Origin of the sequence: Acinetobacter sp. Ag2 (assembly GCF_001005515.1) — a bacterium.
Lineage (GTDB): Bacteria > Pseudomonadota > Gammaproteobacteria > Pseudomonadales > Moraxellaceae > Acinetobacter > Acinetobacter bereziniae.
This window is the reverse complement of the sequence record NZ_LBNA01000045.1, coordinates 77,492-100,643: the sequence shown is the minus strand read 5'-3', so window position 1 is coordinate 100,643 and position 23,152 is coordinate 77,492. Positions and strand designations below refer to the sequence as shown.

Annotated in this window: 27 protein-coding genes; 13 read left to right on the top strand and 14 right to left on the bottom strand. The window is 36.1% G+C overall.

Annotated features, from left to right (window positions below; translation table 11 throughout):
• Positions 1–195: 195 nt before the first annotated feature.
• From AAV97_RS08610 to AAV97_RS08585, 6 genes are all read right to left on the bottom strand, one after another.
• On the bottom strand, positions 196–552 hold the full coding sequence (locus tag AAV97_RS08610) for a hypothetical protein (RefSeq protein WP_004830897.1): 357 nt from the start codon (positions 550–552) through the stop codon (positions 196–198).
• A 111-nt stretch (positions 553–663) separates the two neighbouring features.
• A complete protein-coding gene (locus AAV97_RS08605) occupies positions 664–1,605 on the bottom strand; it encodes a Dyp-type peroxidase (RefSeq protein WP_046760345.1) in 942 nt (313 codons plus the stop codon).
• A gap of 200 nt (positions 1,606–1,805) precedes the next feature.
• Positions 1,806–2,288: a DUF6678 family protein gene (locus AAV97_RS08600; RefSeq protein ID WP_046760344.1), complete on the bottom strand. Its 483-nt coding sequence runs from the start codon at positions 2,286–2,288 to the stop codon at positions 1,806–1,808.
• 42 nt (positions 2,289–2,330) lie between these two features.
• On the bottom strand, positions 2,331–3,125 hold the full coding sequence (locus AAV97_RS08595; RefSeq protein ID WP_046760343.1) for a glutathione S-transferase N-terminal domain-containing protein: 795 nt from the start codon (positions 3,123–3,125) through the stop codon (positions 2,331–2,333).
• 43 nt (positions 3,126–3,168) lie between these two features.
• Positions 3,169–3,681, bottom strand: a complete 513-nt coding sequence (gene rraA, locus AAV97_RS08590; RefSeq protein WP_004830901.1) for a ribonuclease E activity regulator RraA — start codon at positions 3,679–3,681, stop codon at positions 3,169–3,171.
• A gap of 15 nt (positions 3,682–3,696) precedes the next feature.
• Positions 3,697–4,359 (bottom strand): NADH(P)-binding protein, PF13460 family, encoded by a 663-nt coding sequence (locus AAV97_RS08585; RefSeq protein WP_009584994.1) that lies wholly within the window; start codon positions 4,357–4,359, stop codon positions 3,697–3,699.
• Between the two features lie 213 nt (positions 4,360–4,572).
• Here AAV97_RS08585 and rpsT point away from each other — a divergent pair, with 213 nt between their 5' ends.
• Positions 4,573–4,839, top strand: a complete 267-nt coding sequence (gene rpsT, locus AAV97_RS08580) for a 30S ribosomal protein S20 (protein WP_004720657.1) — start codon at positions 4,573–4,575, stop codon at positions 4,837–4,839.
• A gap of 327 nt (positions 4,840–5,166) precedes the next feature.
• On the opposite strand, the gene ispF is transcribed toward rpsT, so the two are convergent.
• Positions 5,167–5,661, bottom strand: coding sequence for a 2-C-methyl-D-erythritol 2,4-cyclodiphosphate synthase (ispF, locus tag AAV97_RS08575; protein ID WP_004830903.1), 495 nt, complete (start codon positions 5,659–5,661; stop codon positions 5,167–5,169).
• A 102-nt stretch (positions 5,662–5,763) separates the two neighbouring features.
• On the opposite strand from ispF, the gene AAV97_RS08570 reads away from it, so the two are divergent.
• The 5 genes from AAV97_RS08570 to AAV97_RS08550 all read left to right on the top strand — a co-directional run bounded on the left by AAV97_RS08570 (position 5,764) and on the right by AAV97_RS08550 (position 9,626).
• A complete protein-coding gene (locus AAV97_RS08570) occupies positions 5,764–6,414 on the top strand; it encodes a hypothetical protein (RefSeq protein WP_005029131.1) in 651 nt (216 codons plus the stop codon).
• Between the two features lie 27 nt (positions 6,415–6,441).
• A complete protein-coding gene (locus AAV97_RS08565; protein ID WP_046760342.1) occupies positions 6,442–7,125 on the top strand; it encodes a hypothetical protein in 684 nt (227 codons plus the stop codon).
• Positions 7,126–7,166: 41 nt separating this feature from the next.
• Positions 7,167–7,805, top strand: a complete 639-nt coding sequence (locus AAV97_RS08560) for a DUF4304 domain-containing protein (RefSeq protein ID WP_009584998.1) — start codon at positions 7,167–7,169, stop codon at positions 7,803–7,805.
• 199 nt (positions 7,806–8,004) lie between these two features.
• Positions 8,005–9,045 carry a helix-turn-helix domain-containing protein gene (locus AAV97_RS08555; RefSeq protein ID WP_046760341.1) on the top strand — a complete coding sequence of 347 codons (1,041 nt, stop codon included), beginning with the start codon at positions 8,005–8,007 and terminating at the stop codon, positions 9,043–9,045.
• 38 nt (positions 9,046–9,083) lie between these two features.
• Positions 9,084–9,626: a CbrC family protein gene (locus tag AAV97_RS08550; RefSeq protein WP_009584983.1), complete on the top strand. Its 543-nt coding sequence runs from the start codon at positions 9,084–9,086 to the stop codon at positions 9,624–9,626.
• Between the two features lie 55 nt (positions 9,627–9,681).
• Here AAV97_RS08550 and AAV97_RS08545 read toward each other — a convergent pair whose 3' ends face one another.
• From AAV97_RS08545 to AAV97_RS08525, 5 genes are all read right to left on the bottom strand, one after another.
• Positions 9,682–10,281 (bottom strand): GNAT family N-acetyltransferase, encoded by a 600-nt coding sequence (locus AAV97_RS08545; protein ID WP_042087097.1) that lies wholly within the window; start codon positions 10,279–10,281, stop codon positions 9,682–9,684.
• A gap of 195 nt (positions 10,282–10,476) precedes the next feature.
• On the bottom strand, positions 10,477–11,328 hold the full coding sequence (locus AAV97_RS08540) for a DMT family transporter (RefSeq protein ID WP_046760340.1): 852 nt from the start codon (positions 11,326–11,328) through the stop codon (positions 10,477–10,479).
• A 134-nt stretch (positions 11,329–11,462) separates the two neighbouring features.
• A complete protein-coding gene (fba, locus tag AAV97_RS08535; RefSeq protein WP_004830911.1) occupies positions 11,463–12,500 on the bottom strand; it encodes a class II fructose-bisphosphate aldolase in 1,038 nt (345 codons plus the stop codon).
• A gap of 128 nt (positions 12,501–12,628) precedes the next feature.
• Entirely contained in the window at positions 12,629–12,907 is a 279-nt protein-coding gene (locus AAV97_RS08530; protein ID WP_046760339.1) for a hypothetical protein, read from the bottom strand.
• Positions 12,908–13,054: 147 nt separating this feature from the next.
• Positions 13,055–14,242 carry a phosphoglycerate kinase gene (locus AAV97_RS08525; RefSeq protein WP_046760338.1) on the bottom strand — a complete coding sequence of 396 codons (1,188 nt, stop codon included), beginning with the start codon at positions 14,240–14,242 and terminating at the stop codon, positions 13,055–13,057.
• 139 nt (positions 14,243–14,381) lie between these two features.
• On the opposite strand from AAV97_RS08525, the gene AAV97_RS08520 reads away from it, so the two are divergent.
• From AAV97_RS08520 to AAV97_RS08510, 3 genes are all read left to right on the top strand, one after another.
• The gene (locus AAV97_RS08520; protein WP_004720680.1) at positions 14,382–14,765 is read left to right on the top strand and encodes a DUF2237 family protein; all 384 of its coding nucleotides are present in this window, start codon (positions 14,382–14,384) and stop codon (positions 14,763–14,765) included.
• Between the two features lie 20 nt (positions 14,766–14,785).
• Positions 14,786–15,379 carry a Maf family protein gene (locus tag AAV97_RS08515; RefSeq protein ID WP_046760337.1) on the top strand — a complete coding sequence of 198 codons (594 nt, stop codon included), beginning with the start codon at positions 14,786–14,788 and terminating at the stop codon, positions 15,377–15,379.
• A 425-nt stretch (positions 15,380–15,804) separates the two neighbouring features.
• Positions 15,805–16,968 carry a cupin domain-containing protein gene (locus AAV97_RS08510; RefSeq protein WP_046760336.1) on the top strand — a complete coding sequence of 388 codons (1,164 nt, stop codon included), beginning with the start codon at positions 15,805–15,807 and terminating at the stop codon, positions 16,966–16,968.
• Between the two features lie 88 nt (positions 16,969–17,056).
• On the opposite strand, the gene AAV97_RS08505 is transcribed toward AAV97_RS08510, so the two are convergent.
• Positions 17,057–17,272 (bottom strand): hypothetical protein, encoded by a 216-nt coding sequence (locus tag AAV97_RS08505; RefSeq protein WP_042087111.1) that lies wholly within the window; start codon positions 17,270–17,272, stop codon positions 17,057–17,059.
• A gap of 186 nt (positions 17,273–17,458) precedes the next feature.
• Between AAV97_RS08505 and AAV97_RS08500 the strand changes: the two genes are divergently transcribed.
• Positions 17,459–19,129, top strand: coding sequence for an FMN-binding glutamate synthase family protein (locus AAV97_RS08500; protein WP_004830921.1), 1,671 nt, complete (start codon positions 17,459–17,461; stop codon positions 19,127–19,129).
• A 34-nt stretch (positions 19,130–19,163) separates the two neighbouring features.
• Here the strand turns inward: AAV97_RS08500 and AAV97_RS08495 are convergent, their stop codons facing one another.
• Complete coding sequence (locus tag AAV97_RS08495) at positions 19,164–20,468, bottom strand: hypothetical protein (RefSeq protein ID WP_046760335.1); 1,305 nt, start codon at positions 20,466–20,468, stop codon at positions 19,164–19,166.
• 434 nt (positions 20,469–20,902) lie between these two features.
• On the opposite strand from AAV97_RS08495, the gene AAV97_RS08490 reads away from it, so the two are divergent.
• The 3 genes from AAV97_RS08490 (at position 20,903) to AAV97_RS08480 (ending at position 23,138) form a co-directional block, all read left to right on the top strand.
• Complete coding sequence (locus tag AAV97_RS08490; protein ID WP_046760351.1) at positions 20,903–21,526, top strand: hypothetical protein; 624 nt, start codon at positions 20,903–20,905, stop codon at positions 21,524–21,526.
• Between the two features lie 10 nt (positions 21,527–21,536).
• Complete coding sequence (locus AAV97_RS08485) at positions 21,537–22,124, top strand: hypothetical protein (RefSeq protein ID WP_046760350.1); 588 nt, start codon at positions 21,537–21,539, stop codon at positions 22,122–22,124.
• Positions 22,125–22,502: 378 nt separating this feature from the next.
• Positions 22,503–23,138 (top strand): isochorismatase family protein, encoded by a 636-nt coding sequence (locus AAV97_RS08480; protein WP_046760334.1) that lies wholly within the window; start codon positions 22,503–22,505, stop codon positions 23,136–23,138.
• The last annotated feature ends 14 nt before the right edge of the window (positions 23,139–23,152 follow it).

Here is a 23,152-nt window from a genome sequence, read left to right as displayed (position 1 = left end):
ATGCCTTGCCTGCTCAATTTTAACCTACAACGCAAGCCATTTATGAAATGTCCACAGACCCTATCAATCTTTTCCGGTTCTTGTCATCATTAAAAAAACTTTCCGCACATACTTCAAATCATTTATCTGTATCTATGAATATACATTTTGCGAAAAGTTAATAATCGTCATGGAGCCTAACATTTGTATAATGATTTATTTTTCTCTTTTAAATTCTTTATAGTAATCATTTAGTTTCCGAACAATTTCTTTAAACTGCTTTAGATTTTCTTCAGTATTGCCTAATCTAGCGACATAACGACCAGAGGCAATTTCTAAATCAATCTTTTCATTGATCAAGATTGCTTTATAAAACAGTGCCTGCAAATCATCAAAATTATTCAGTTTACGATTAGAAAAGTATTCAAGTCGTTCCGCCAATTCTGTATTTAAAACTATACCATCAACAACAAAACCATTTTCAGCATCAATTTGAATATGATGTTGTTGTAAAAAAGCTTGTTCCGCTGAGTTTCTATTGTTTTTAAATAAAGCTGCTATCTTCGTTAACATGTTTAAAACTCAACCCATAAACAATACAAACCAGTATCTTAACAAATTCAGCTAGAAATCGCTGTAAGAAGGACGTTTTCACGCCCTTCTTTGCTCATACCAATTAATGATTTATTCATCTCCCAAGTCATCTAAGAAATCTACGGTAGGTACAAAGAAAAGTGTTCCTGTTACAGCCGTACTAAAATCAAGCAGACGATCTAAATTTCCTTCATCATCCCCTTGAAACATATGCTCCAACATTTGTCGAGTGACGCTAAATTTTCGGGCATAACCAATAAAGAAAGTACCATATTCGTTCTTAGATGGATTGGAAAAAGGCATATTTGCACGCATGATTTTTAATTCATTGCCTTGTTCATCATGCGCCTTACTGACCACATTGTGTGCTGTTTTGGGTTTGACATCATCCCCCAACTCAACATCGTTAAACTTTTTCCGTCCAATCACTTTTTCTTGTTCTTCATCACTTAGCTCTCGCCACTTATCCATATCGTGCATATATTTTTGAATGAAGGCATAACTGCCACCTTTAAATAATGGATCTTCATTACCCACTAAAGCGTATTCTGCGGAAATTTCCGTTTCAGGATTTTCAGTACCATCCACAAAGCCAATAATCGCACGACCATCAAAATATCGAAAACCATTCACCTCATCAATCGGATAACTCACCTCTTTTAATTCAGTATTGATGATATCCGCCAGTTCAAAACATAATGCTTGGCGATTTGCACGGATATGAAAGAATAAGTCTCCATCAGTAGATACCGCAGTGTATTTAGGTCCTTGTATTTCTTTAAACGTCTCTAATTCTTGTGGCTTAGGGTGATTTGGAAATAAACAATCCCAAGCACGTGCACCAAATCCTAATACAGCACTAAATTGTTCATCAGGATAACGGTTGCTTAAACTACGTGTTAATGCAGAAAAGTTAGCTGCGAAATCAATCACCGTATCGACAACCTCAGCCCCTTGTTTTAAACCCAATACAATAAATAAAGCATTTTCTCCTGGGCGATTTATCACAGGTTGAATTCGAGTTAAAGTCATTCCAGTTCTCATGTATATTTTATTAGTGACAATCTATCATAGACTGATTTTAAGCTTAAGTTTTATCCGTGTAATCATGATATTTTTCTATGGAATTGATGGTTTAGACAACAACAAAAAAGCATAGTTCACATATTTAAAAACAAAAACAACTCGCTAATCACATAAGATGCTGATGAATGGTGTTTTCAATCCTTTTGCTATCGGTATGCATAAATCTTAAAACTACCGTTGTGTTCATATTCCTGATACATCACATTCAAACTTTTCAAAATATTTCGAAATTGATCAGTCTGATCTAAAATTTTGTCAGCAATTAAATGTCCTTGATGTTCACTTAACATCGGTTTTACAATCAGATATTCAATACTGTTAAAAATAGGCATGCCTTCTTGATAAAATGATTGCCAATCCCCAAAGTACCACGGGACTGTATTTAAGAATTGTGTTTCCGTATTTTGATCAATTGGATCTTTGAGCAGTTTCGTCATAAAAGCAGGTGGAAAATCCAAGCGATTGATGGCATCTAGAAGTCTGATCCATTTTGAATCACTCATATAGGATGCCAACTGTCGCTGCTGTACAATTTCTCGGATCTTCAAAACCTGCTTTTTATAATTAGAATCATTTTTCAATGCATCTATATGATACTGATATTCGATATAATTTTCAGGGATACCCACATTACACTCTTTACACAAAGCAGCTTAAATCAGGTGCTTTAGTTATGTTAACTCGCCATATTGCTTTTGCAAATAATTCACAATTGACTCAGATTCAAACAATTTTGCGCCTGTATTTGGATCTTCCAAATAAGGTACTTGAATGTCCTGCTTAACTCTGCCCATGACAGGAACAATTTTTTCACGCTTTCCACCCTTTAGTGGTACATATTTACCTGGTTTTAAACGTAAAGCTGCTGGACCTTGGTCTTGCCAACATTCTTTTGCAACATTGTGGAATACAAATGGAATTTCCAGTTCTGTTAATACCCCCCGCACGATACGCGTGTATGGGCTTGCTTCAAAACCCCACAAGTCGAGTAATTTTTCAGGCGCAGCACGATCAATAATTTTTGGATTTACCCATACACCACGTGCGCCATTAATAACGGTTCCCACCAAAGCAAGCACTGGATATTTCGGATAATGTGCGTATTTCTTTGGAGTTTTACCACTTTTACCATAATGTTTGAATAAGTAATCAATAATAGCCACTGATTCATACATGGCTGTTCCAGTATTTTCATCCACAAAATAAGGAAAACGTAACTTGCCACCATTTTCTTTGACAATCTTACGGTATTTATTTCCACCTTTAGGACATGGATAAACTTCATAGTCCAAGTTCAGCAAAGTTAGAACTTCTCGCACACGGCGGCAAAATGGAGAACCTTCAAACTCATAGAGCTTTAAGGCTTTTTGAGGTTGATTCGGAAATGCTGTTCCAGTCACTCCGCGTCCTCCAGCAGTCAGCGTTGAAGCTAATGCTTGTACAACTTTAATTTGATGATGCACCATTTTGCTACCCTCGAGCAGTCACTCTATATTTTTTATAGAGCGCCTATAAATCCAATAGTTTTTCTTTTGAAACCACAATTCCGTTGTTGTCTGCATAAACATAATCACCAGAATTAAAGCTTACACTGCCAAAATATAGTGGAAGATCAACTTCGCCTATGCCCTTACGATGACTTTTTTGCGGAATTGAAGCCAATGCATGCACCCCCAAATCAAGCTCAGCAAGGGCATCTACATCACGAACACAGCCATAAATAATGACGCCATTCCAGTGATGTTTTACCGCAGATTCAGCAATCATATCGCCCATTAATGCACAACGCATGGATGCACCGCCATCCACAACCAAGACTTTACCAGCGCCCTCTGTCGCCAATAACTCTTTTACACGAGAATTATCTTCAAAGCATTTCACTGTTACGATTTGACCGCCAAACGTTTTGCGTGCCCCATAACTTTTAAAGAACTTGCCATCTAATGAAGGGATCAGCGTTTGAATTTCTTTATCTGGATTGTCATCAAGTAAATCACAAGTTACAAAAGGTACTGTTGTCACGTTAGTTCTCCCTAATTAGGCATTTTGTATGTGTAAATTATCATAAATTTCAATTTTCTGAGTTTGCGTTTGTGCAGCCTCGACCATAGTATGAGCCACTTGCTGTGCTGTCACTGGCTTATATTTAAAAGAATTAGGTACCCAGTGTGAAAATCGTCTATAAAGCTTTTGTGACACATCCTCAAAAAATCTTTTTTCATTTCTTTCACCCAACAATAAAGATGGTCGAATAATTGAAAAGCGATATAAATCTAGTTTCTGAATATAGGTCTCAAGTTCGCCCTTTACCCTGTTATAAAAAATTGGTGAACCCGCATTTGCGCCCATAGCACTGACTAAAATTAAATGTGTTTCTGTTGTTTCAAATAAATCTGCAAAGTGCGCATTAATTTCAAAATCAATATTGTAAAAAGCTTCTTTAGAGCCTGCTTTTTTGATGGTAGACCCTAAGCAACTAAAGGCATGACTATAGCCATTCACATCTTGATCATTTAATAACAGAAAATCCTCTAAGACGAATTGCTCAACTTTTTTGTATGGGTTAAATTCAGCAATTTGTCGACGAACAATCACGGTAATTTTTTCACATTCTGCAAGCGAATTAAGTTGCTCAATTAAACATTGACCGACTAAACCTGTTGCTCCAATCACAATCGCATTTTTTATCGAATTAGTCATTTTTTAAACAATCTCCTAGATTTACTACTAATCTAACGTTTTATTTCAAATTTTTCTTCAACAAAAATGTTGTCAAAGCATGTCAAGACTTGACTTTGCCGACCTCTTTAATCACAATATGGCACTTGTTTACGGGCTGGTGATAATCCTCTGATGTTGGTTTTCAGATGTGATTTCAGCCCGCCCAGACCAATCTAATCAAGGAGTGCACGAGTGGCAAACTCTGCTCAAGCAAAAAAACGTGCTCGTCAAAACGTTAAAGCACGTAAACACAACGCAAGCTTGCGTTCTATGGTACGTACTTATATCAAACGCACAATCGCTGCAATCGCTACTGGTGAATATGCTGCTGCAACTGAAGCTTATAAAGCTGCAGTTCCAGTAATTGACCGTATGGCTGATAAAGGTATCATCCATAAAAACAAAGCTGCTCGTCATAAGAGCCGTTTAAATGCACAAGTTAAAGCTTTAGCTAACTAATTTATGCATGTAAAAAAAGCCCTTTACAGGGCTTTTTTTGTACCTAAAACTCAATAACTTACACAAGGTATCTACAATATTTTTGAATAAATCAAATGGACTTTATTTTTTTCAAGATCAGGTATTGACTATCTGCTTATATAGCATTTAGGTCAATTAAATGTTCTTCAATAAATGCTTGTTGCTCTGCAGTGAACTTTGACATATTTCCTTCTGCAAAACTCAAGCCCCCACCTTATAAGCCATTTATCTAAATTAAAGCTTATTAGCTTTTCTATCTCTGAGAGCTATCACATTCTCTTTAAAAAAGGCAATTATTATTTCTACTCACGCCTTAACATGATGTGAAATCAAAACTGTTGCTGTTGACAATATTCCTTCCTGACGCCCTGTAAAACCTAATTTTTCTGTGGTTGTTGCTTTCACACTAATTTGAGTTACTTCAACATCCAACACATCAGCGATACTTTGACGCATTTCCAAATTGTGCTTGGCTAATTTTGGACGCTCACAAGCAACCGTAATATCGGCATTATTCAACACATAGCCACGATCCAAAACCAATTGATAAACGTGTTTTAATAATTTTCGGCTATCTGCCCCCTTAAATTCTGCATCCGTATCAGGAAAATGCTGCCCAATATCACCAAGCGCCAACGCGCCTAACAAGGCATCACACAATGCATGAAGTACCACATCACCATCTGAATGTGCTTTTAAGCCATGAGTATGAGGAATTTGAATACCTGCCAAAGTGACAAAGTTACCTTCTTCAAAGGCGTGTACATCCATTCCTTGCCCTATACGAATCGGTATGCTCATTTTCAACTCCCTTTATGCAGTTTTTAAGTTGTAAAAATCTTGTATTCGTACTTTCTCTTTCGCTATAGTACGTATGCAAACATTGTGAAAGTATAAGCGATCATGCTGTTGAATACAGAATTTAATCAAATTAAAACACTTTTATCTGGTCTCATTTTGAGCTGTATCAGCACGTCTGCTGTTTATGCACTCCCGATTGACTGCAAACATGAAGACTCTGCTTTATTAAAGAAACTGTGTAGTACACCCTACAAAGAACTTCGTGGTCAGCTTAATGAAAGTTACCTCACCACCTATCTGGTCACTGATGCGCCTGTACGCTTAGTCAATGATACCCATCAATTATGGCTTAACCGTTTAAGCCAATGTAAAACTTCAGATTGCCTCAAACAACAGTTTGATATTCGCCTTGAAGATTTAAACTTTTACACATCAATGAATCAAAGCCTTACACAGCACTTTATTAAATATGAACATGGAAAAATTGCAAAACAACCGATTCATTTGCAAATACACCAATTAAGTAAGGATCGCATTAAAGTTGAAGGGATTGCATACCGCAATCCCAATAATCGCAAAGAAGCTCAAACCGTTTCATTGCTGGCATATACGACCCCTGAAAAAAAGAATGAAATCTTAGACAACGAACACGACTGTAAATACACATTAAACTTCCAAAAAGCGATTTTATCTGTTTCCACACAACAAAAAGGTTGTGAACGTTTTAGTGGTATCTATCGCCTTTATGATTAGCAATTAAAACACGATCAGGAGAAAATAATGAATATAAAACTTGAGCTTGATCCAGAAAAATTAGCGATATTATCAGAATGCATACAAAACTATGATGTGGGTTCAGACCAAGATGAATGGCCGAATAATATTCTTTCACGTTTTACCCAAGTCTATAATGATGGAACGATTACAAAACATCCAACACGTCTAAATCACATAATTGATGAGAACGAATTAGCGTTGTGCCAAAAGCTCAGTACTCAAATTACCAAGATTATGGCAAATGTAGAAGTTGGCATGGGATCAAATTCTGGTGATTATTTTCAAGCATTTTATATCGCCTATGCAAATGGTTTAAGCAATAAGACAATTAGCGCTGAGCTCATTCAACACGCATTTGCCAATACGATTTTTCCGCTTGCAACAATTACGGTAGAACCATTCACTACGAATACAATATGGTGGAATGAAGTTGAGCAAGATGGTGAAGGATCACCTGAAAGTTATTTTGAACCTTGGCAAAATATGCGAGCTTGGTTTGCTCAACAACAAGATTTTATTGACTCCGCCTTTATCCGTATCGGTGATGCCACATTATTAGAGCAAATTGATGATAAAAACTATCCCAAAGGAACAGTGATTACGGGTTGTGTATTACCAAGGCTTGCCTTAGGTTTAACAACCAATGGGAGCTTAATAGGGTTGTTTGGTTATGTTGTCCAAACTTAGTTTTTTCTAACATATTCAACCAAACTTGGGCGATATTTAACATGGATAAAAAATTTATTTCGCTACTATTACGTAATCAATTCTATCCACTTTTAAAAGCACAAGGCTTTACCAAAAAAGCTGATGTATTCTGGCAAGTGGATGGTGAAGTGATTCGAATTGTTGATATTCAGCATTTCAAAAAAAGACACTGTTTTCAAATTAATCTAGGCATACATCTTATTCCATTAGGTGAATATGTAATGGGTTGTACGGGGAGACGCTTAGAGTTTGAAAAAATGCGTGATTATGACTGTGCATGGCGTGGTTCAATTATTTCTGGTTTAGTGAATGACTATGATAGTGATTGGTCATATACCCAATCAGAGCAAGATGCGATTCAAATGGTTGAATTTTTAGTTTCTGAATGGAATCGCCAAAGTCAGCTTTTTTTTGGAGAAATGGCACAATGGCCAGAAGATTTCATCAAAAAGGCAACACAGGCAATCAAAGAACCTTTACATCCAAGTGAAATGTGTACTTTATGCTATGTCTCTGCTGCAGCAGGTGATTTGGAACTGGTAAAAGATTTAGCAGAAGTTGCACTTCCCTCTGTCCCTGAGCGTGCAACATCCTTAAAAGCCCGTTTAGAAGCTTTCCTTCAAGATCCAAGTTTGGCTATTCCGCAAATTACCCAATGAATCTCTAAATTCAAACTCAGTGTTTATTCATCAAATTGAAATATTTGTTATATTTTCTAACAACTTTAAATATACGATTTAAATCATTACACTTTATTTCCCGCCCCATTTCACTTATATATAAGTATATATAAATAGTCTGATGACATATTTGTTGTAAATACCGAACACCAAATGATAGAGGATAAAAGGTGTTGCTATGGATTTGAACATGTATATCACCAATAAGTTTAAGAATTTCAATGAGTTTCTAGAAACTCATTGGCACGACTACCCCAATAAATACAAAGAGATTCAAACCTTACTTTTTTTTCAGGCTTACACCACTACCCCATTTTCTGATAAATTTGAAATCAACATTTACCAAGCTTTAAAATATCCAACACTTAGATATTATTTCCAACTAATTGAAAAATATATTAATACTCCGCCGAAGCAACTTTTTCCAAGCTCATTTCATCGCCCTTATGAACACATTTTAAATGAATTAAAATACTTGAGTTTTTATCAGGACTCTTTTGAGGTTCATAAAAAATTAGAAAAAATTAGAGATACCTTCAATAAAATTTCCATTCCTGTTTCAAGCCATGACATTTATAGAGACATTTTGCAGCAACTTAGCGCGAGCTTTGAATATATTGCAGACCCCAAAGTTGCAAATGAGCTAAAAACCAAACTGATTTATCAATGGCAAGATATTCATAATTTAGAAACCGTAACGGCTTATAAATCATTAGAAAAAATTAAAAATACTTTAAAAAATTATCAACAGATTGCTCACTCTGACTTCTATTTGAATCTGATACAACTGGGTGAAAATCAAAGGGTCGAATTTAAAGAGCGCACTACAGATTTACTCACCAATCGTAAATCTGACAAATGGGTGAAAGCCTGTTTTGCCTTTATGAATACAAGAAATGGTTATGTGTTTATTGGGGTAGCTGATGATCTAAAAATCGTGGGGGTTGAACAGGAACTTGCTGAACATTTTAATGATTCACTTGATTTAATGAAAAGAAGTTTGATTGATAAACTTGCCCATGAAAGCAATAAAATCTCAAATATTTACACGACTTTGGAAGAAATACAGATTCAAGGAAAAACTATATTGGTGTTCAAATGTAATAAGTCCGATCGCCCTTTATACTATAAAGGTGAATTATTTATGCGAACCAATGGACAAACAACACGTGTCCCACCTGAACTTATCGAAAGTTTTCGTGTAGAATTTTATTGTTAGCCTCGTTACTTAAAACATTGATCGAGAAGAATTAAAATATGAATTATCCCCAGTTTAAATATCATCCCAATGCATACAAACTGAATCTGTTTGAAAAAGAAAATGGTATTTGTTCGATTTGCAATGAACAACGTGATTTAAAGTACGTATGTTCTTTCTATAGCGTAGATGAACCCGATTATATCTGTCCGTGGTGTATTGCCAATGGTGCAGCAGCACAAAAATATGATGGTGAATACAATGATTACTGCGGCATTGAAGGCGTTTCTTCAAACCCAGATGATGCATCCCCGAAAATCGATCCTGAATTTTTAAATGAAATCTGTACCCGAACACCAAGTTATCATAGTTGGCAACAAGAAGTTTGGTTGGTACATTGCAATGAGCCATGCCAGTTTATCGCTTATGCAGATAGTGAAATGCTTAAACCGATTTGGGAAGAAGTCCAAGCCGATATCGAAGAAAATGGTTATCCAGTAGAGCTTATCCAGGATCACCTCAGGATCGATGGTGATTTAACAGGTTATCTGTTTCAATGCCTTCATTGCCAACAACATCGCTTACATATCGATTGTAGTTAAAAAGAGAAATAAAACAGCATACTTGTGGCTCAATAAATATAATGTTGTCAATCATCTAGCGAGATAATAATTGAATCAAATGCTGTTTAATCTCTAGCCATTCTTCTTTCAAAATACTATACATCACCGTATCTCGAACAGAGCCATCTTTTCTTAGGGCATCTTGACGTAGAATACCATCACGTTGAGCACCCAATCGTTCAATTGCTTTTTGACTCTTTACATTGCGTATATCCGTACGTAAGGCAACTGAATTGGCGTGCAAAGTCTCAAAAGCATATTGAAGAAGTAAAAATTTACAACTGGTATTGATGTGGCTACGTTGAGCAGATTGGGCATACCAGGTATAACCAATCTCAACCCGACGTACATCCCAAACAAAATCTCTAAAACTGGTTGTACCGACGATACGATGTGTATGTTGATCTAAAACTACAAATGGAACACGTAAACCTTGTGACTTTTGCTCAAGCGCTTTAGCGATATAAGTCTGAATCTGCGTGTAATGTGGCACCGAAGTATATTCTAGCTGCCATAGTTTTCCATCTTTACATACCTCGATTAGCGCCTTTTCGTGCTCAACCTGCAAGGGCAACAGCTGTACATGCGGTGTTTGCAAGGCTGCATAAAGCGGCGAAAAAATATCTTGATTCATAGCAGTTACACCGATGTAGAGGAAGCTCCCCGATTGTCCGCTATATTTTTGAATCTTTTATGATCAAAATATGAAGTTCTCATGACAACTTTTCAAACGAAGGCCAGAGATTATTTTTTAGACCATGATTCCACAACGCAATTCGTTAAAAATTTGAAAATTTAAAACGCTAAAGCCACAGGTTAATTTTAGAATCTAAATCGCCAACGCTAGGCAAATCACACCGAGTAAACCCAAAACTAAACCTAAAGCTGTAACAACTTTGAGTTTTTCTTTAAAAATTACCAAACCTGCCATCACCCCCATTAAGACCACCAAAATATTCATTCCAGCAAAAACAACTGCAGGAGAATCTTTGAGTAAAAGATGAGCTTTGACATACAATGCAATATTGGCAAAATTTAAAACGCCTAACACCAGTCCTGCACATAAATTTTGGATTTTCCATTGTGTCTTTTGAAGTACTAAATAGCCTATTGATAAGACAAAAGAACAGATAAACATCAGGGTGAGTGTGACTGGAAATTGAAGCCCCAAACTGGTTGTATATTTTAATAAAATATCAACTAAGGCATAGCCTCCCCATACACTGAGTAAGTAAAGCATGCCCTTTTTATTAATAGATTGATTTGATGCATCCGAATGTGAAAGTACAATACATAAAACTGCAAAAATCCCTAAACCAATACCAATTATTTTTAATTGGTTGAACTGTTCTTGAAATAAAAAATATGCAGCCAAAAGTGATAAAACAACCGATAAACGCTGAGCGATTTCAGTTCTCAGTATTCCTGCACTTTGTAATGATTTAGACAAACAAAAGAAAATACTCGGTAATACAACCCCAAGCGCAACAATCAACCACCAAGGTGTATTTGAAATTGAAATATGCACCAAATCTGGCTTAAACCAAAGATAACTCAATAAACTTGCAATCGCATAATTCCAAGCAATCATCTGTAATGCATCAAAGCCTTTTTGTTTGGTAAATTTTAAAAGCATTGAGACCAACACACTACATAAAGCTGCTGAAAATATGAGTTCCATAATTGAGTTTCATCCGATCAGTTTGTTGGAGAAATTTTCGAAAAATTTATCCCAGAATAACGTTGTCTAACATTTAGCCAGCAAAAAGCCCACTACACTAGAGTGGGCTTTCTATGTTCAATCATCTTTAAAGATTATTTATAACGATCAACCATTTTTTCTAAAGAAATTGGGCGAATTTTGTCTGCATTACCCGCAGTACCAAATGCTGTGTAACGATCTACACAAATTTGTTTCATTGCTTCGACAGTTTCACCAAAGAATTTACGTGGATCAAATTCACTTGGTTTTTCAGCCATCATACGACGCATTGCACCTGTAGAAGCTAAACGTAAATCTGTATCAATATTGATTTTACGTACACCATGTTTGATGGCTTCAACCAATTGCTCAACAGGAACACCATAAGTTTCTTTGATGTCGCCGCCATATTGGTTAATCACAGCCAACCACTCTTGTGGTACAGAGCTTGAACCATGCATAACAAGGTGAGTATTTGGTAGTGCCGCATGAATTTCTTTAATACGGTCAATTGCTAAGATGTCGCCTGTAGGTGGACGTGTAAATTTGTAAGCACCATGCGAAGTACCAACAGCAATAGCTAAAGCATCAACATTAGTATCAGATACAAATTGACGAGCTTCTTCAACAGAAGTTAGTAATTGAGAATGATCAAGAACGCCTTCAGCACCCACGCCATCTTCTTCGCCAGCCATACCTGTTTCAAGGCTACCTAAACAACCAATTTCACCTTCTACTGAAACACCACAAGCATGTGCCATTTCAACAGTACGGCGAGTTACATCGACATTATATTCATAAGAGGTTGGTGTTTTACCATCAGCACCCAATGAACCATCCATCATCACTGATGAAAAGCCTAGTTGGATTGAGCGTTGGCAAACGTCTGGGCTTGTACCATGATCTTGGTGCATCACCACTGGAATATGCGGCCACTCTTCGATCGCAGCTAGAATTAGATGACGTAAAAACGGTGCACCTGCATACTTACGCGCACCAGCAGAAGCTTGCACGATTACAGGCGAATTTGTTTCGTCAGCGGCTAACATAATTGCGCGCATTTGTTCTAAGTTGTTTACATTAAACGCTGGAACACCGTAGCTATGCTCACCGGCATGATCCAAGAGTTGGCGCAATGAAATAAGAGCCATAATATCCTCCCAAGTAATGCCCCATATTCTACATGCTGATTTATTTCAATTCAGCAACAATATTGACTATTTCATAAAAAATCCCCGCGTTTGCGAGGACTTTTAACAAATAACAACATTTAAAAAGATTATTGAGCTTTAGGCGCTTCTTCTTCTGTCGCTGGAGTTGCTGCATCAGCAGGTGCATTGGCTTTCTCAGCAGGAACATCAGTATTTTTTTCATCCAAAACAGGTTGATCAATTGCATCAATCGCAGCTTGTTGTTCTGGAGTCGTATTTGCTGATTCAGTTGCAACAGCTTCAGAAGTAGAAGTTTGTTCCGAAGCTGGCGCTTGTTCTTTTTTAGAACATGCTGTAAGAGCCAAAGGAGCAAGAATAAGAGCGATAAGTGCAAATTTTAATTTCATCACATTTCCCAGTGTTGGTGATTGGATTTATCTTAGTTTATTGCAGTTATATTTCATTTTTATTACTTTAAAGTGAATCAACTTTATGAAAAAAGGCTGACACATGGTCAGCCCTTCATCAAAACGTCATCATTACTTAAATATCAATTACGCACGTTCAAGCAAAACCGCAACTGCTGGAAGGGTTTTTCCTTCAACAAACTCAAGGAATGCACCACCACCTGTTGAAATATAACCAATTTTGTCAGCAACTTCATATTTATCAATAGCAGCCAAAGTATCACCACCACCTGCAATCGAGAATCCTGCAGATTCAGCAATTGCCAATGAAAGTGTCTTTGTACCTTCACCAAATTGATCAACTTCAAAAACGCCAACTGGACCATTCCAAAGAATTGTTTTCGACGTCTTTAAAATCTCTGCAAACATTTGCGCTGTTTCTGGACCAACATCTAAAATCATGTCATTGTCAGCAACATCTTCAACCTTTTTAATCACTGCTTTCGCTTTTGCCAATGAACCTAAGAAGTCTGCAAAATCGATTTCTCCAGCATCCGCAACCACAACATCTGTAGGAAGTGGAACGGATACTTTAGCAGCGATTGCTTTAGCGGTATCAATTAAATCATTTTCACATAATGACTTGCCGACATTGAAACCTGCTGCGGCTAAGAAAGTATTGGCAATTCCGCCACCGACAATCAATTGATCGCAAATGTCTGAAAGTGATGTTAAAACATCAAGCTTGGTTGAAACTTTTGAACCTGCAACAATTGCAACCATTGGCTTTTCAGGTGTTTGAAGCGCACGACCTAAAGCATCTAATTCTGCTGCAAGCAATGGACCTGCTGCTGCAACTTTTGCTAAACGAGCAACACCTTCAGTTGAAGCTTCCGCACGGTGCGCAGTACCAAATGCATCCATGACAAATACATCGCAAAGTGCCGCATATTTTGCTGCAAGATCAGCATTATTTTTCTTTTCACCGACATTGAAACGACAGTTTTCAAGTAAAACAACTTGACCTGCTGCAACCTCAACACCATCTAAATATTCTGCAAATAATTTAACTTCCTGACCCAATGCCTCAGTCAAATAAGCTGCTACAGGAGCCAATGATTGTTCTTCTTTTGGTTCACCTTCAACTGGACGACCAAGGTGAGAATAAACCATTACCGCAGCCCCTTTCTCAAGGGCTAATTTAATAGTTGGTAACGCAGCGCGTAAACGTGCATCACTGGTAATCACACCATTTTTAACAGGTACGTTTAAGTCTTCACGAATAAGTACACGCTTGCCTGTTAAATCGAGGTCAGTCATACGCTGAAAATTCATGTATAGCTCTCTTATAGATATTAAAAATCGCGTAGATTCTAAATGATTACACAAAAAAAGGTTAGATACTTTTGTAGAAAAGCTGTAGAAATGTTGAGATTTGATTATTATAGGACAAACTTTTTAATTTTATACGCTTATGTCTTTTCATCCAGATCCTAAAATCAATGGTTTAAATGTTTTAGGTGAGCCTTTAGCAAGTTGTTGCTTTTCACCCATCACAGGTTATTTTCGTAATGGTTTTTGTCACACAGCCACAACGGATTTAGGTCAACATACCGTATGTGCTGAAATGACTTCTGAATTTCTCAATTTTTCTCAAAAAGTGGGTAATGATTTAATTACACCTCTTCCTGAACACGGCTTTCCTGGACTTCAACCTGGAGATTTCTGGTGCTTGTGTGTGACTCGTTGGGTTGAAGCTTACCAAAATGACATGGCGCCTCGAGTGAAACTACAAGCATGCCATCAAGCTGTTCTGGCGTATGTGCCTTTAGATCTTTTAATGGAATACGCAGTATAACTGGGCTGATAAGACAAAACATGACTCATTCTGAAATTATTTTGGCATCTTCCAGTCAAACCCGTAAAGATTTAATGAATCGTTTAGGCTTGGAGTATCGTTGTATTTCGCCTGATATTGATGAGTCTCCAAAAAATGAATCTCATGCAGATGATCTGGCGAAACGCTTGGCTTTTGAAAAAGCACGTCTTATTGCAAAGGCTCATCCCAATGCAATTGTGATCGGGTCAGATCAAGTCGCATGGCGTGAAAATGCCCCTCAAGAATTTATTGGAAAACCCTTAGCCATAGATAAGGCAATTCAACAACTTCAAGCAAATTCTGGTAAAAATGTCTTTTTTAGTACTGCTTTAAGTGTTCATCACTTAGCTACAGGCTTTGAACATACTTTGGTCGAACATTATCATGTGAAATTTCGCGATTTAACGCTTGCAGAAATTGAGCGGTATATTGAAATCGACCAACCTTTACATTGTGCTGGTAGTTTTAAATGTGAAAGTCTAGGCATCAGTTTGTTTGAACAAATGATTGGGCAAGACCAAACAACCTTGATGGGTATGCCCATGATTCAGCTATGTAGAATTTTAAGAAAGTTGGGACTAGCATTACCTTAATTAATGCTGTGATGAAATTATTACTATCTTTTATTTAATTCAGCTTCGCTTAGGTCATTCACTTGTGTTTCATCGACTACTCAAGCTGGCAAAGACACATGCTTGCCTATGATAATAAGTTGCCGATATGCGCATAATACTGAAAGCGTTTTGTGCGCTATTACTTTTTGGGATCAAAATAATAAGAAATCAGAACAAATCCACATCCATCAATCCAATTGAAAACTTTCTTTTAAATCGAAAGACTTTTCAAAGATATTGAAGTTTTTTTATCATAGCTGATAACAGACTTTTTACTTTAGGAAAGTATGGATAACTCTCATTTTATATCCATATATTTTGAATAAAATTACAAATACTTGCGCCGACTTTCATCTCATAAGACAATAGCACATTATAGATTCAAATTTGCTTAGGCTATTTTCATGTCACTTCCTTTAGATGTTCTTGGTGGAATTACTGCTGAACAATTTCTCACAGAATATTGGCAAAAAAAACCATTATTGGTCCGCAACGCACTTCCCGAAATTGCAGAGATTTTAGTACCTGATGACGTGATTGAGCTTGCACTTGATGAAAACATCACTGCACGTCTAATCAAACAAAAAGACAAAGACCCAAATCAATGGTCAGTAAAAACCTCCCCTCTCATCAAAGGTGATTTTCAAAAAATGCCTAAACTTTGGACCTTATTGGTCCAAGCAGTTGATCACTACTCTTTCGACTTGGCAGAACTTTGGAAGAAATTTCCTTTTATTCCTCAATGGCGCCGTGATGACATCATGGTCTCTTACGCACCGAAAGGTGGTTCAGTCGGTCAGCATTTTGACTTTTATGATGTTTTTCTCGTACAAGGCTTTGGACATCGACGTTGGCAGTTGGGGCAAATGTGTGATGCTGAGTCTGAGTTTGTCGAAGGACAACCTTTAAAGTTGCTACCCAATATAGAGATCAATTTTGATGAAGTTTTAGCACCCGGAGATTTGCTTTACGTACCTCCAGGCTTAGCACATTATGGTGTTGCAGAGGACGAATGCCTCACCTACTCTTTTGGTTTCCGTATGCCAAATATTGCCGACATGATGGATCGTGTAAGTGATAAATTTGTAGAAGACCAACGCTTACGTAATCCCTTACTAGATGTATTACGACATAAGCAAAACCCAATTGGGCAAGTGACTCAAGCTGAACTCGAGTATTTAAAAACAGAATTATTGGCTCAATTAAATCAATCTGATGTATTAGAAGACGCGATTATGAGTTTAATGGCTGAACCTAAATATCCTGAAAATATTCCAGATGCGGAAGCGATTGGGACGGGTGATTTGGAAGAAGTACTTGAGCAAGGTTACTTACTCCAAATCGAACCTGCATCACGATTGATCTATCTTGAACAAAACAATGAACTATTGTTCTGGGCAAATGGTGAATCTATCTGTATTTCTACTGTATTTACACCATTTTTAAAACAGATTGCAGATGGACTCGCTATGCCTTTAGACCAGCATTTATCTGAACAAGAAATTTTAGAAGATATTGCAGGTTTATTAAATGAATCTATCTTGATGCTTGTTCCCACTGACGAATAAAATTCGCAATCTAGCTCTAACAATGCAACGCTTAGATAAAGCCTGAAAATTCAGGCTTTATTTCTATCAATTTACTTTCAGCATAATTTTAAGAAATAATTCCCTCATGTTTGCTTAAGCTGATTTTTGAGTGAGCTTGGGAACTTAACTGATGCTTTAATGTCTCGTTTTCCTGCTTTAGGTTCTTTATTTTAAAAAACTGGAACAATAGCCCGATATAAGCAATAACAACAATCACAGAAACATAAATGGCTAAAAAACTGATACTAGGGTTTAACAATTTTGTCAGAAACTCTTCAAACATTTTCGATTCCTTTTTATTTTCGATACATTATTCGACACACAATATAGGCAAAGTACCTCAAATCTTCAAAAAAAGAAATCATTCCTGTATTAATCTAGAACCATTCTCAAGTCTAACAAATCGTTACTTGAGCTCTTTTGTAAATTTAGGCAACTTAACACCAGATAATGAAAGAGATATTCCAACATGGCAAGCCCTGCGCAAGCAATTCGACATCAACTTTTAAATACATTTTTCTCCCGTTATTCCGTTTGGTTTATTTGTATTTTTCTCTCGTTATTTTTAACTTGGATTATTTTTTTTAATGAAGGTCATTATATCTATTATTTCTTTTCAGACACCGTTCTGAATTTAGCATGGGTTGTTTTCTCGATCCTTGCTGCAATAGGTTTTGCAGATATTATTCAAACACAACATTCTATTCTAAGAAATTACCCTTTGATGGGACATTTTCGCTTTTTCTTTGAAGATATACGCCCTGAAATCCGCCAATACTTTATCGAGTCTGATAATGATGCCCTGCCTTTTTCAAGAGCACAACGAAGTCTTGTTTATCAACGTGCCAAAAATGAAAATGCAGATAAACCCTTTGGTTCAATTATCGATGTATATCAAGAAGATTATCGCTTTTTAACCCACTCTATGACGCCAAAAACTCCAGCCGACTTTAATACTTTTCGAATCAGTATTGGTAATGATCAATGTACGCAACCTTACAGTGCATCTATCATGAATATCTCTGCAATGAGCTTTGGTAGTTTAAGTGCTAACGCTATTTTGGCTTTGAATACAGGCGCAAAAAAAGGCAACTTTTATCATGATACTGGTGAAGGAAGTCTAAGCCCTTATCACCTCAAACCAGGTGGTGATATTGTTTGGGAAATTGCCAGTGGTTACTTTGGCTGCCGTACTCTTGATGGTAAATTTGATCCTGAAAAATTTAAGCAACAAGCGGCTTTGCCCCAAATCAAAATGATTGAAATTAAACTGTCACAAGGCGCAAAACCGGGTCATGGCGGAATCCTTCCAAAAGATAAAATTACTAAAGAAATCGCTGAAATACGTGGTGTTTCAATGGATGTTGACTGTGTTTCACCAGCGTCGCATTCAGCATTTAGTACACCGATTGAAATGATGTACTTTATTCAGCAATTACGTGAATTATCGAATGGTAAGCCTGTCGGATTTAAACTATGTATTGGTCAGCCTTGGCAGTTTATGAGTATTGTCAAAGCAATGTTACAAACCAAAATTGTACCTGACTTTATCGTTGTGGATGGTTCAGAAGGTGGTACAGGTGCAGCTCCAATTGAGTTAATTGATCATATGGGAACACCTTTGCGTGAAGGTCTACTGTTTGTTCACAATACCCTCGTCGGCGCAGGTTTACGCTCCCAAGTTAAAATCGGGGCAAGTGGTAAGATTATCAGCGCCTTTGATATTGCAAGTACGATGGCAATGGGTGCAGATTGGGTTAATTCCGCTCGAGGCTTTATGTTTGCAGTTGGCTGTATCCAAGCTCAAAGCTGCCATACCAACCAATGCCCAGTAGGTGTCGCAACACAAAATAAAGAACGTCAAAAAGCACTTGATGTTCCATCAAAAGCAGATCGTGTATTCAACTTTCAAAAAAATACCTTAAAAGCACTGGCTGAAATGATTGCTGCAGCAGGCTTACAACACCCAGCTGAAATCAAAGCACATCATCTTGCGCAACGTATTAATGACCGTGAAATCAAGAATTATGCTCAATTGCACTTTTGGATGAAAGATGGTGAGTTATTGTGTTGTGAAGATAAAGATGAAGAAAATTTCTATTTTAGAATGTGGAATTTAGCAAGCGCTGAACGCTTTTAAACAACCAGAACTAAGCATCTGATTAAGGAGATCATCATGATCTCCTTTTTTCGATGTTAAATCCTGTACGACTTGGTCGTGCAATTGCAGCTAGATGTACGGGTTTAAAATTGCCTTGCTTCAATTCTTTAAGATTTACCATTTGAAATAATTCAACGGATTGATATCCCAAATAAGCATAAATATCTTTGCTGAATGAAAATTTTAAGAAAACAGCATAACAAAATTGAAAATAATAATAGCCTGCTATACTGATAATAAATGCAACACAGGCTACAAAAATATCAAATAAGATAAAGCTAACTAAAACAATAAAACCTAATATTAATCTTAAAGTTTCTATATATTTTTCGTGGTCACGTAGCGGGAATTTCGGTCTTTGCAGTGCCTGTAACAACTCCTCATCTATGGTTAAATACTGATGATAATCATAAATCAACCAAGCATATTGACCTATTGAATCACCTTGTTGTGAAATGATCATCTTTACATCAGTATCTTGAACAAAGTGAAAGTCATCCAAATAGCTATAGAAATTTGTTCCTTGCAGATTAAATCTCACTTCAGTTAAAGCATCAGGATATGCAGTGGTTGATTCCCTCTTTTCTATTATATATTGATCCAATCTTCCAGAAATGGATTCCACTTTAAATTTGGCAAGTTCATGTTGAGTTAAACCAAACTGGACCAATTTTTGAGTGTGCTGCGCTAATTGAGTTTTTAATTCTCTATCATTTCGACCATGCCTCAACTGATTGATTAAGCTTAAATCATACAATTGATCGAACTCATAGAAATATGAATTCGTGAGTTTTAAACTGTCTAAAGTTCTTTTACTCAAGACAGGTAGCTTTAACATATGAAACAAAGCTTCAATATTGCTGGTTTTTTGTCGATTTAATTTTAGACATTCAAAAATAAAGTAAACAAAGCAACTGACCAAAGTCAGTATTGCCAAATGCATAAACGTATCGAAATAATAAATAGTTCCATCCATAAAATATTGATAAAAAGGATATACAACGACAGCAAACAACAAAACAGCCATGCTAAAACTGAATGATTTACGCAAATTCAATACTGCATCAAAGTGATCAACTGATTGAATCTGATCATTTAAATAAAGTATTTGCTTGGTTTTATTGAATACCGCATATATATCCTTATCCAAAGAATTAAAAATTACCTGGACATCATCGTGTAATTCAAAAACTTGTGATTGTATTTTCGTCCCACGATATTTTCTTTTTTCAATTTTTAAGATGAATATCCCTGTTGCTGTATATTCTACAAAACTAATATTTCCACTTTCTTCAGCAAGATTATCTATATGCATCATTTCTTATAAGCTTAAATTCTATCTAAAGATATTGTTTAACCATATCTTTTTCATATTAAAAACAGCAATTGATTATAACCCGAATATTGATGGATACTGATAACAAAATAAAGTTTTAAATCATCATTTTTCAACACATTACATTTAAGTTTAAAACATCTGTATCTGATCATTTTACATCTACAAGTAAATGCTCACCTATCACATTTCATCATCCAAACAGGAGGATAAATGGTTAAAAAATATCGACATTTTCACAGATTCCTCACTCTATAACAAAGCAGAGAAAGAACGAATTTTATATTTAATCAGGTGTTGAAAAAAGTGAACAAATAATGTCTGTAGTTATACAACACATGAATTACTTAAAGACTACGTTTAATTGGATGAAAATTATGCAAAATAACAATCACGTATCAAAAGAATATCAACTCATGTACTTTTTAAAATACTTATCCATCGGCATGACTCTTACAATGTCATTACATTGTTATGCTACTGTAGGAGGGGGTCAACATATTGAAGTACTCGGCTATGAAACAAAAGAACAAAAACTTTATTTACTCAGACATTTTGAAGATGAACGTGGACGCCTAGCACAATTATATTATTACCAATTAAATAGCAAATCACCAGATCGTTTGATTGAAGTTAAATCCCTCTATGTTCATCCTAAAACTCACCAAATTGATTATGATCAAGATGGTACTCGATTTGAAAAAGACCTCGCGAAAATAAAAAAGCGATTGATACCTCTGCTCACTGGCAATGCCAATACGGCAAAAATTCAGATCGTGAAAAGTCAAACACAATACGTTCCTGCTTGGCATGATCAATCAGAAAAGATTCCTCAGTATAAAACATTATATAGGGTTAGCACTGCTACGTTAAAAAGTAGCAATCAACAAGCACTACAGTATGCACAAACAATAAAAATCACACAAAATTATGTCATACCTAATCAGAATAAGATGTTAGTGATTGTCAAATATTACGGTATTCCTGAAGAAACAGGTTATGATATTGAAGATCCTGTTTTATTATTACCTGCAAAATGATGAGGCAAAAATGTCAAAAATAATCGCATCAAGCATTTTACTGATGTTCAGTTGTGCAGCTTTCGCAAATGATTACAGCAATATTACGCTGCAAGTTCTCGGTTATGATTCAAAGACTAAACATGTATTTGTTGTTGAAAATTCAAAAAGTTATTCCGTTCCTAAAGTTTACTATTATCCCCTAAACGAGAAAAAGTATGATTTGCCAAAATATGATGAAAGATTCTCTGCAATTAAAGACCAAGCCACATTTAATCAAGCATTAGTCAAGATTCATACCCAACTTAAGCCACTTAAAGCATTAGATGTGCGTGATTTTAAGCTTAATTTACTTGAACAAAATGTCTCATCAGCACAAGGTACAGAATCATTGAGTAAAGTATACAGCTCAATATTCACAGTTCTGAATGCCGAAAATCAAAGTAAAGCAATGAATTTAACTAGTTACAACACTGACATTAAACTGAAACAAGCTTTTGAACTGCCAAAAAACAAAGGCACTCTGATTACATTCGAATCCCTTAGTCTACCTTTTGATGACGGATATACACGTGAAGAAGCGGTCATTCTTTTCCCTAATGGTCAGCTTCCTCAATAAGTAAAGCCTCCTAGGAGGCTCTACTATAAAATAAACATATCATCATCCATCAATTTTATTTGGCGTCATTAAAACATTCTTAACATACAATAAATCAATATCCATCTTTCTTTCCTGTAAGTTGTTAAGGATTGAACCCTCATGATTACTCAAGGAATATGCTTTTAATTTTCTAAAATTCATATTTAAAACTCATTACATCTCGCCCCTAGATGAACGTTATCAAGTATAAAATTATACTAACAAAGTATCATTTACCTTTAAAAATCATGATCTAATAATTAAGTTTAAATAAAAAATAAACGTTTTATATGCTTTTTATCTGTTCTCGATCCAATGATGTGAAACCGCAATCACTTTATAAATTAAGGAAAAGTTATGAAATTTGAAATCAACAACCCTAAAAAAACTGCACTGTTGATCATAGACATGGAAAACGATTTTGTTAAACCTGATGCATCCATGTGGGTCCCAATGGCAACAGAAATTGTTCCCAATATAAAAAGTTTAGCTACGATAAGCAGAGAAAAAGGGTTAACAATAATCTATACAACTTATGTACATCAAAAAGACCGAAGCGATATGGGGCTGATGTCAGATTTTTGGTCTACGATAGATCAACAATCAGCTTTGGTAGATGACACTGAAGGTGTTGAAATTTACCCTGATCTTGCACCGCAAAAAGATGAGATTGTTATTAAAAAAAATCGTTACAGTGCTTTCTACAACACCGATTTAGATCAGTATCTAAAAAAATTAGGAATTGAGACGCTTATTATTACAGGAACAGTAACAAATATGTGCTGTGAATCGACTGCCCGTGATGCACATTTTAGAAATTATAAAGTGATTTTTGTATCTGATGGTACAGCCACTATGGATCATCCCGATCTGGGTGCTGGAGCAATGAGTGCACAAGCGGTTCAAAAAGCGACTCTAACAAGCCTTTCACTCTGTGTTGCAGAAATTGCATCAACACATGAGGTGATAAAAAGATTATCGTTTTTTCGTTGAACAATACATAGATA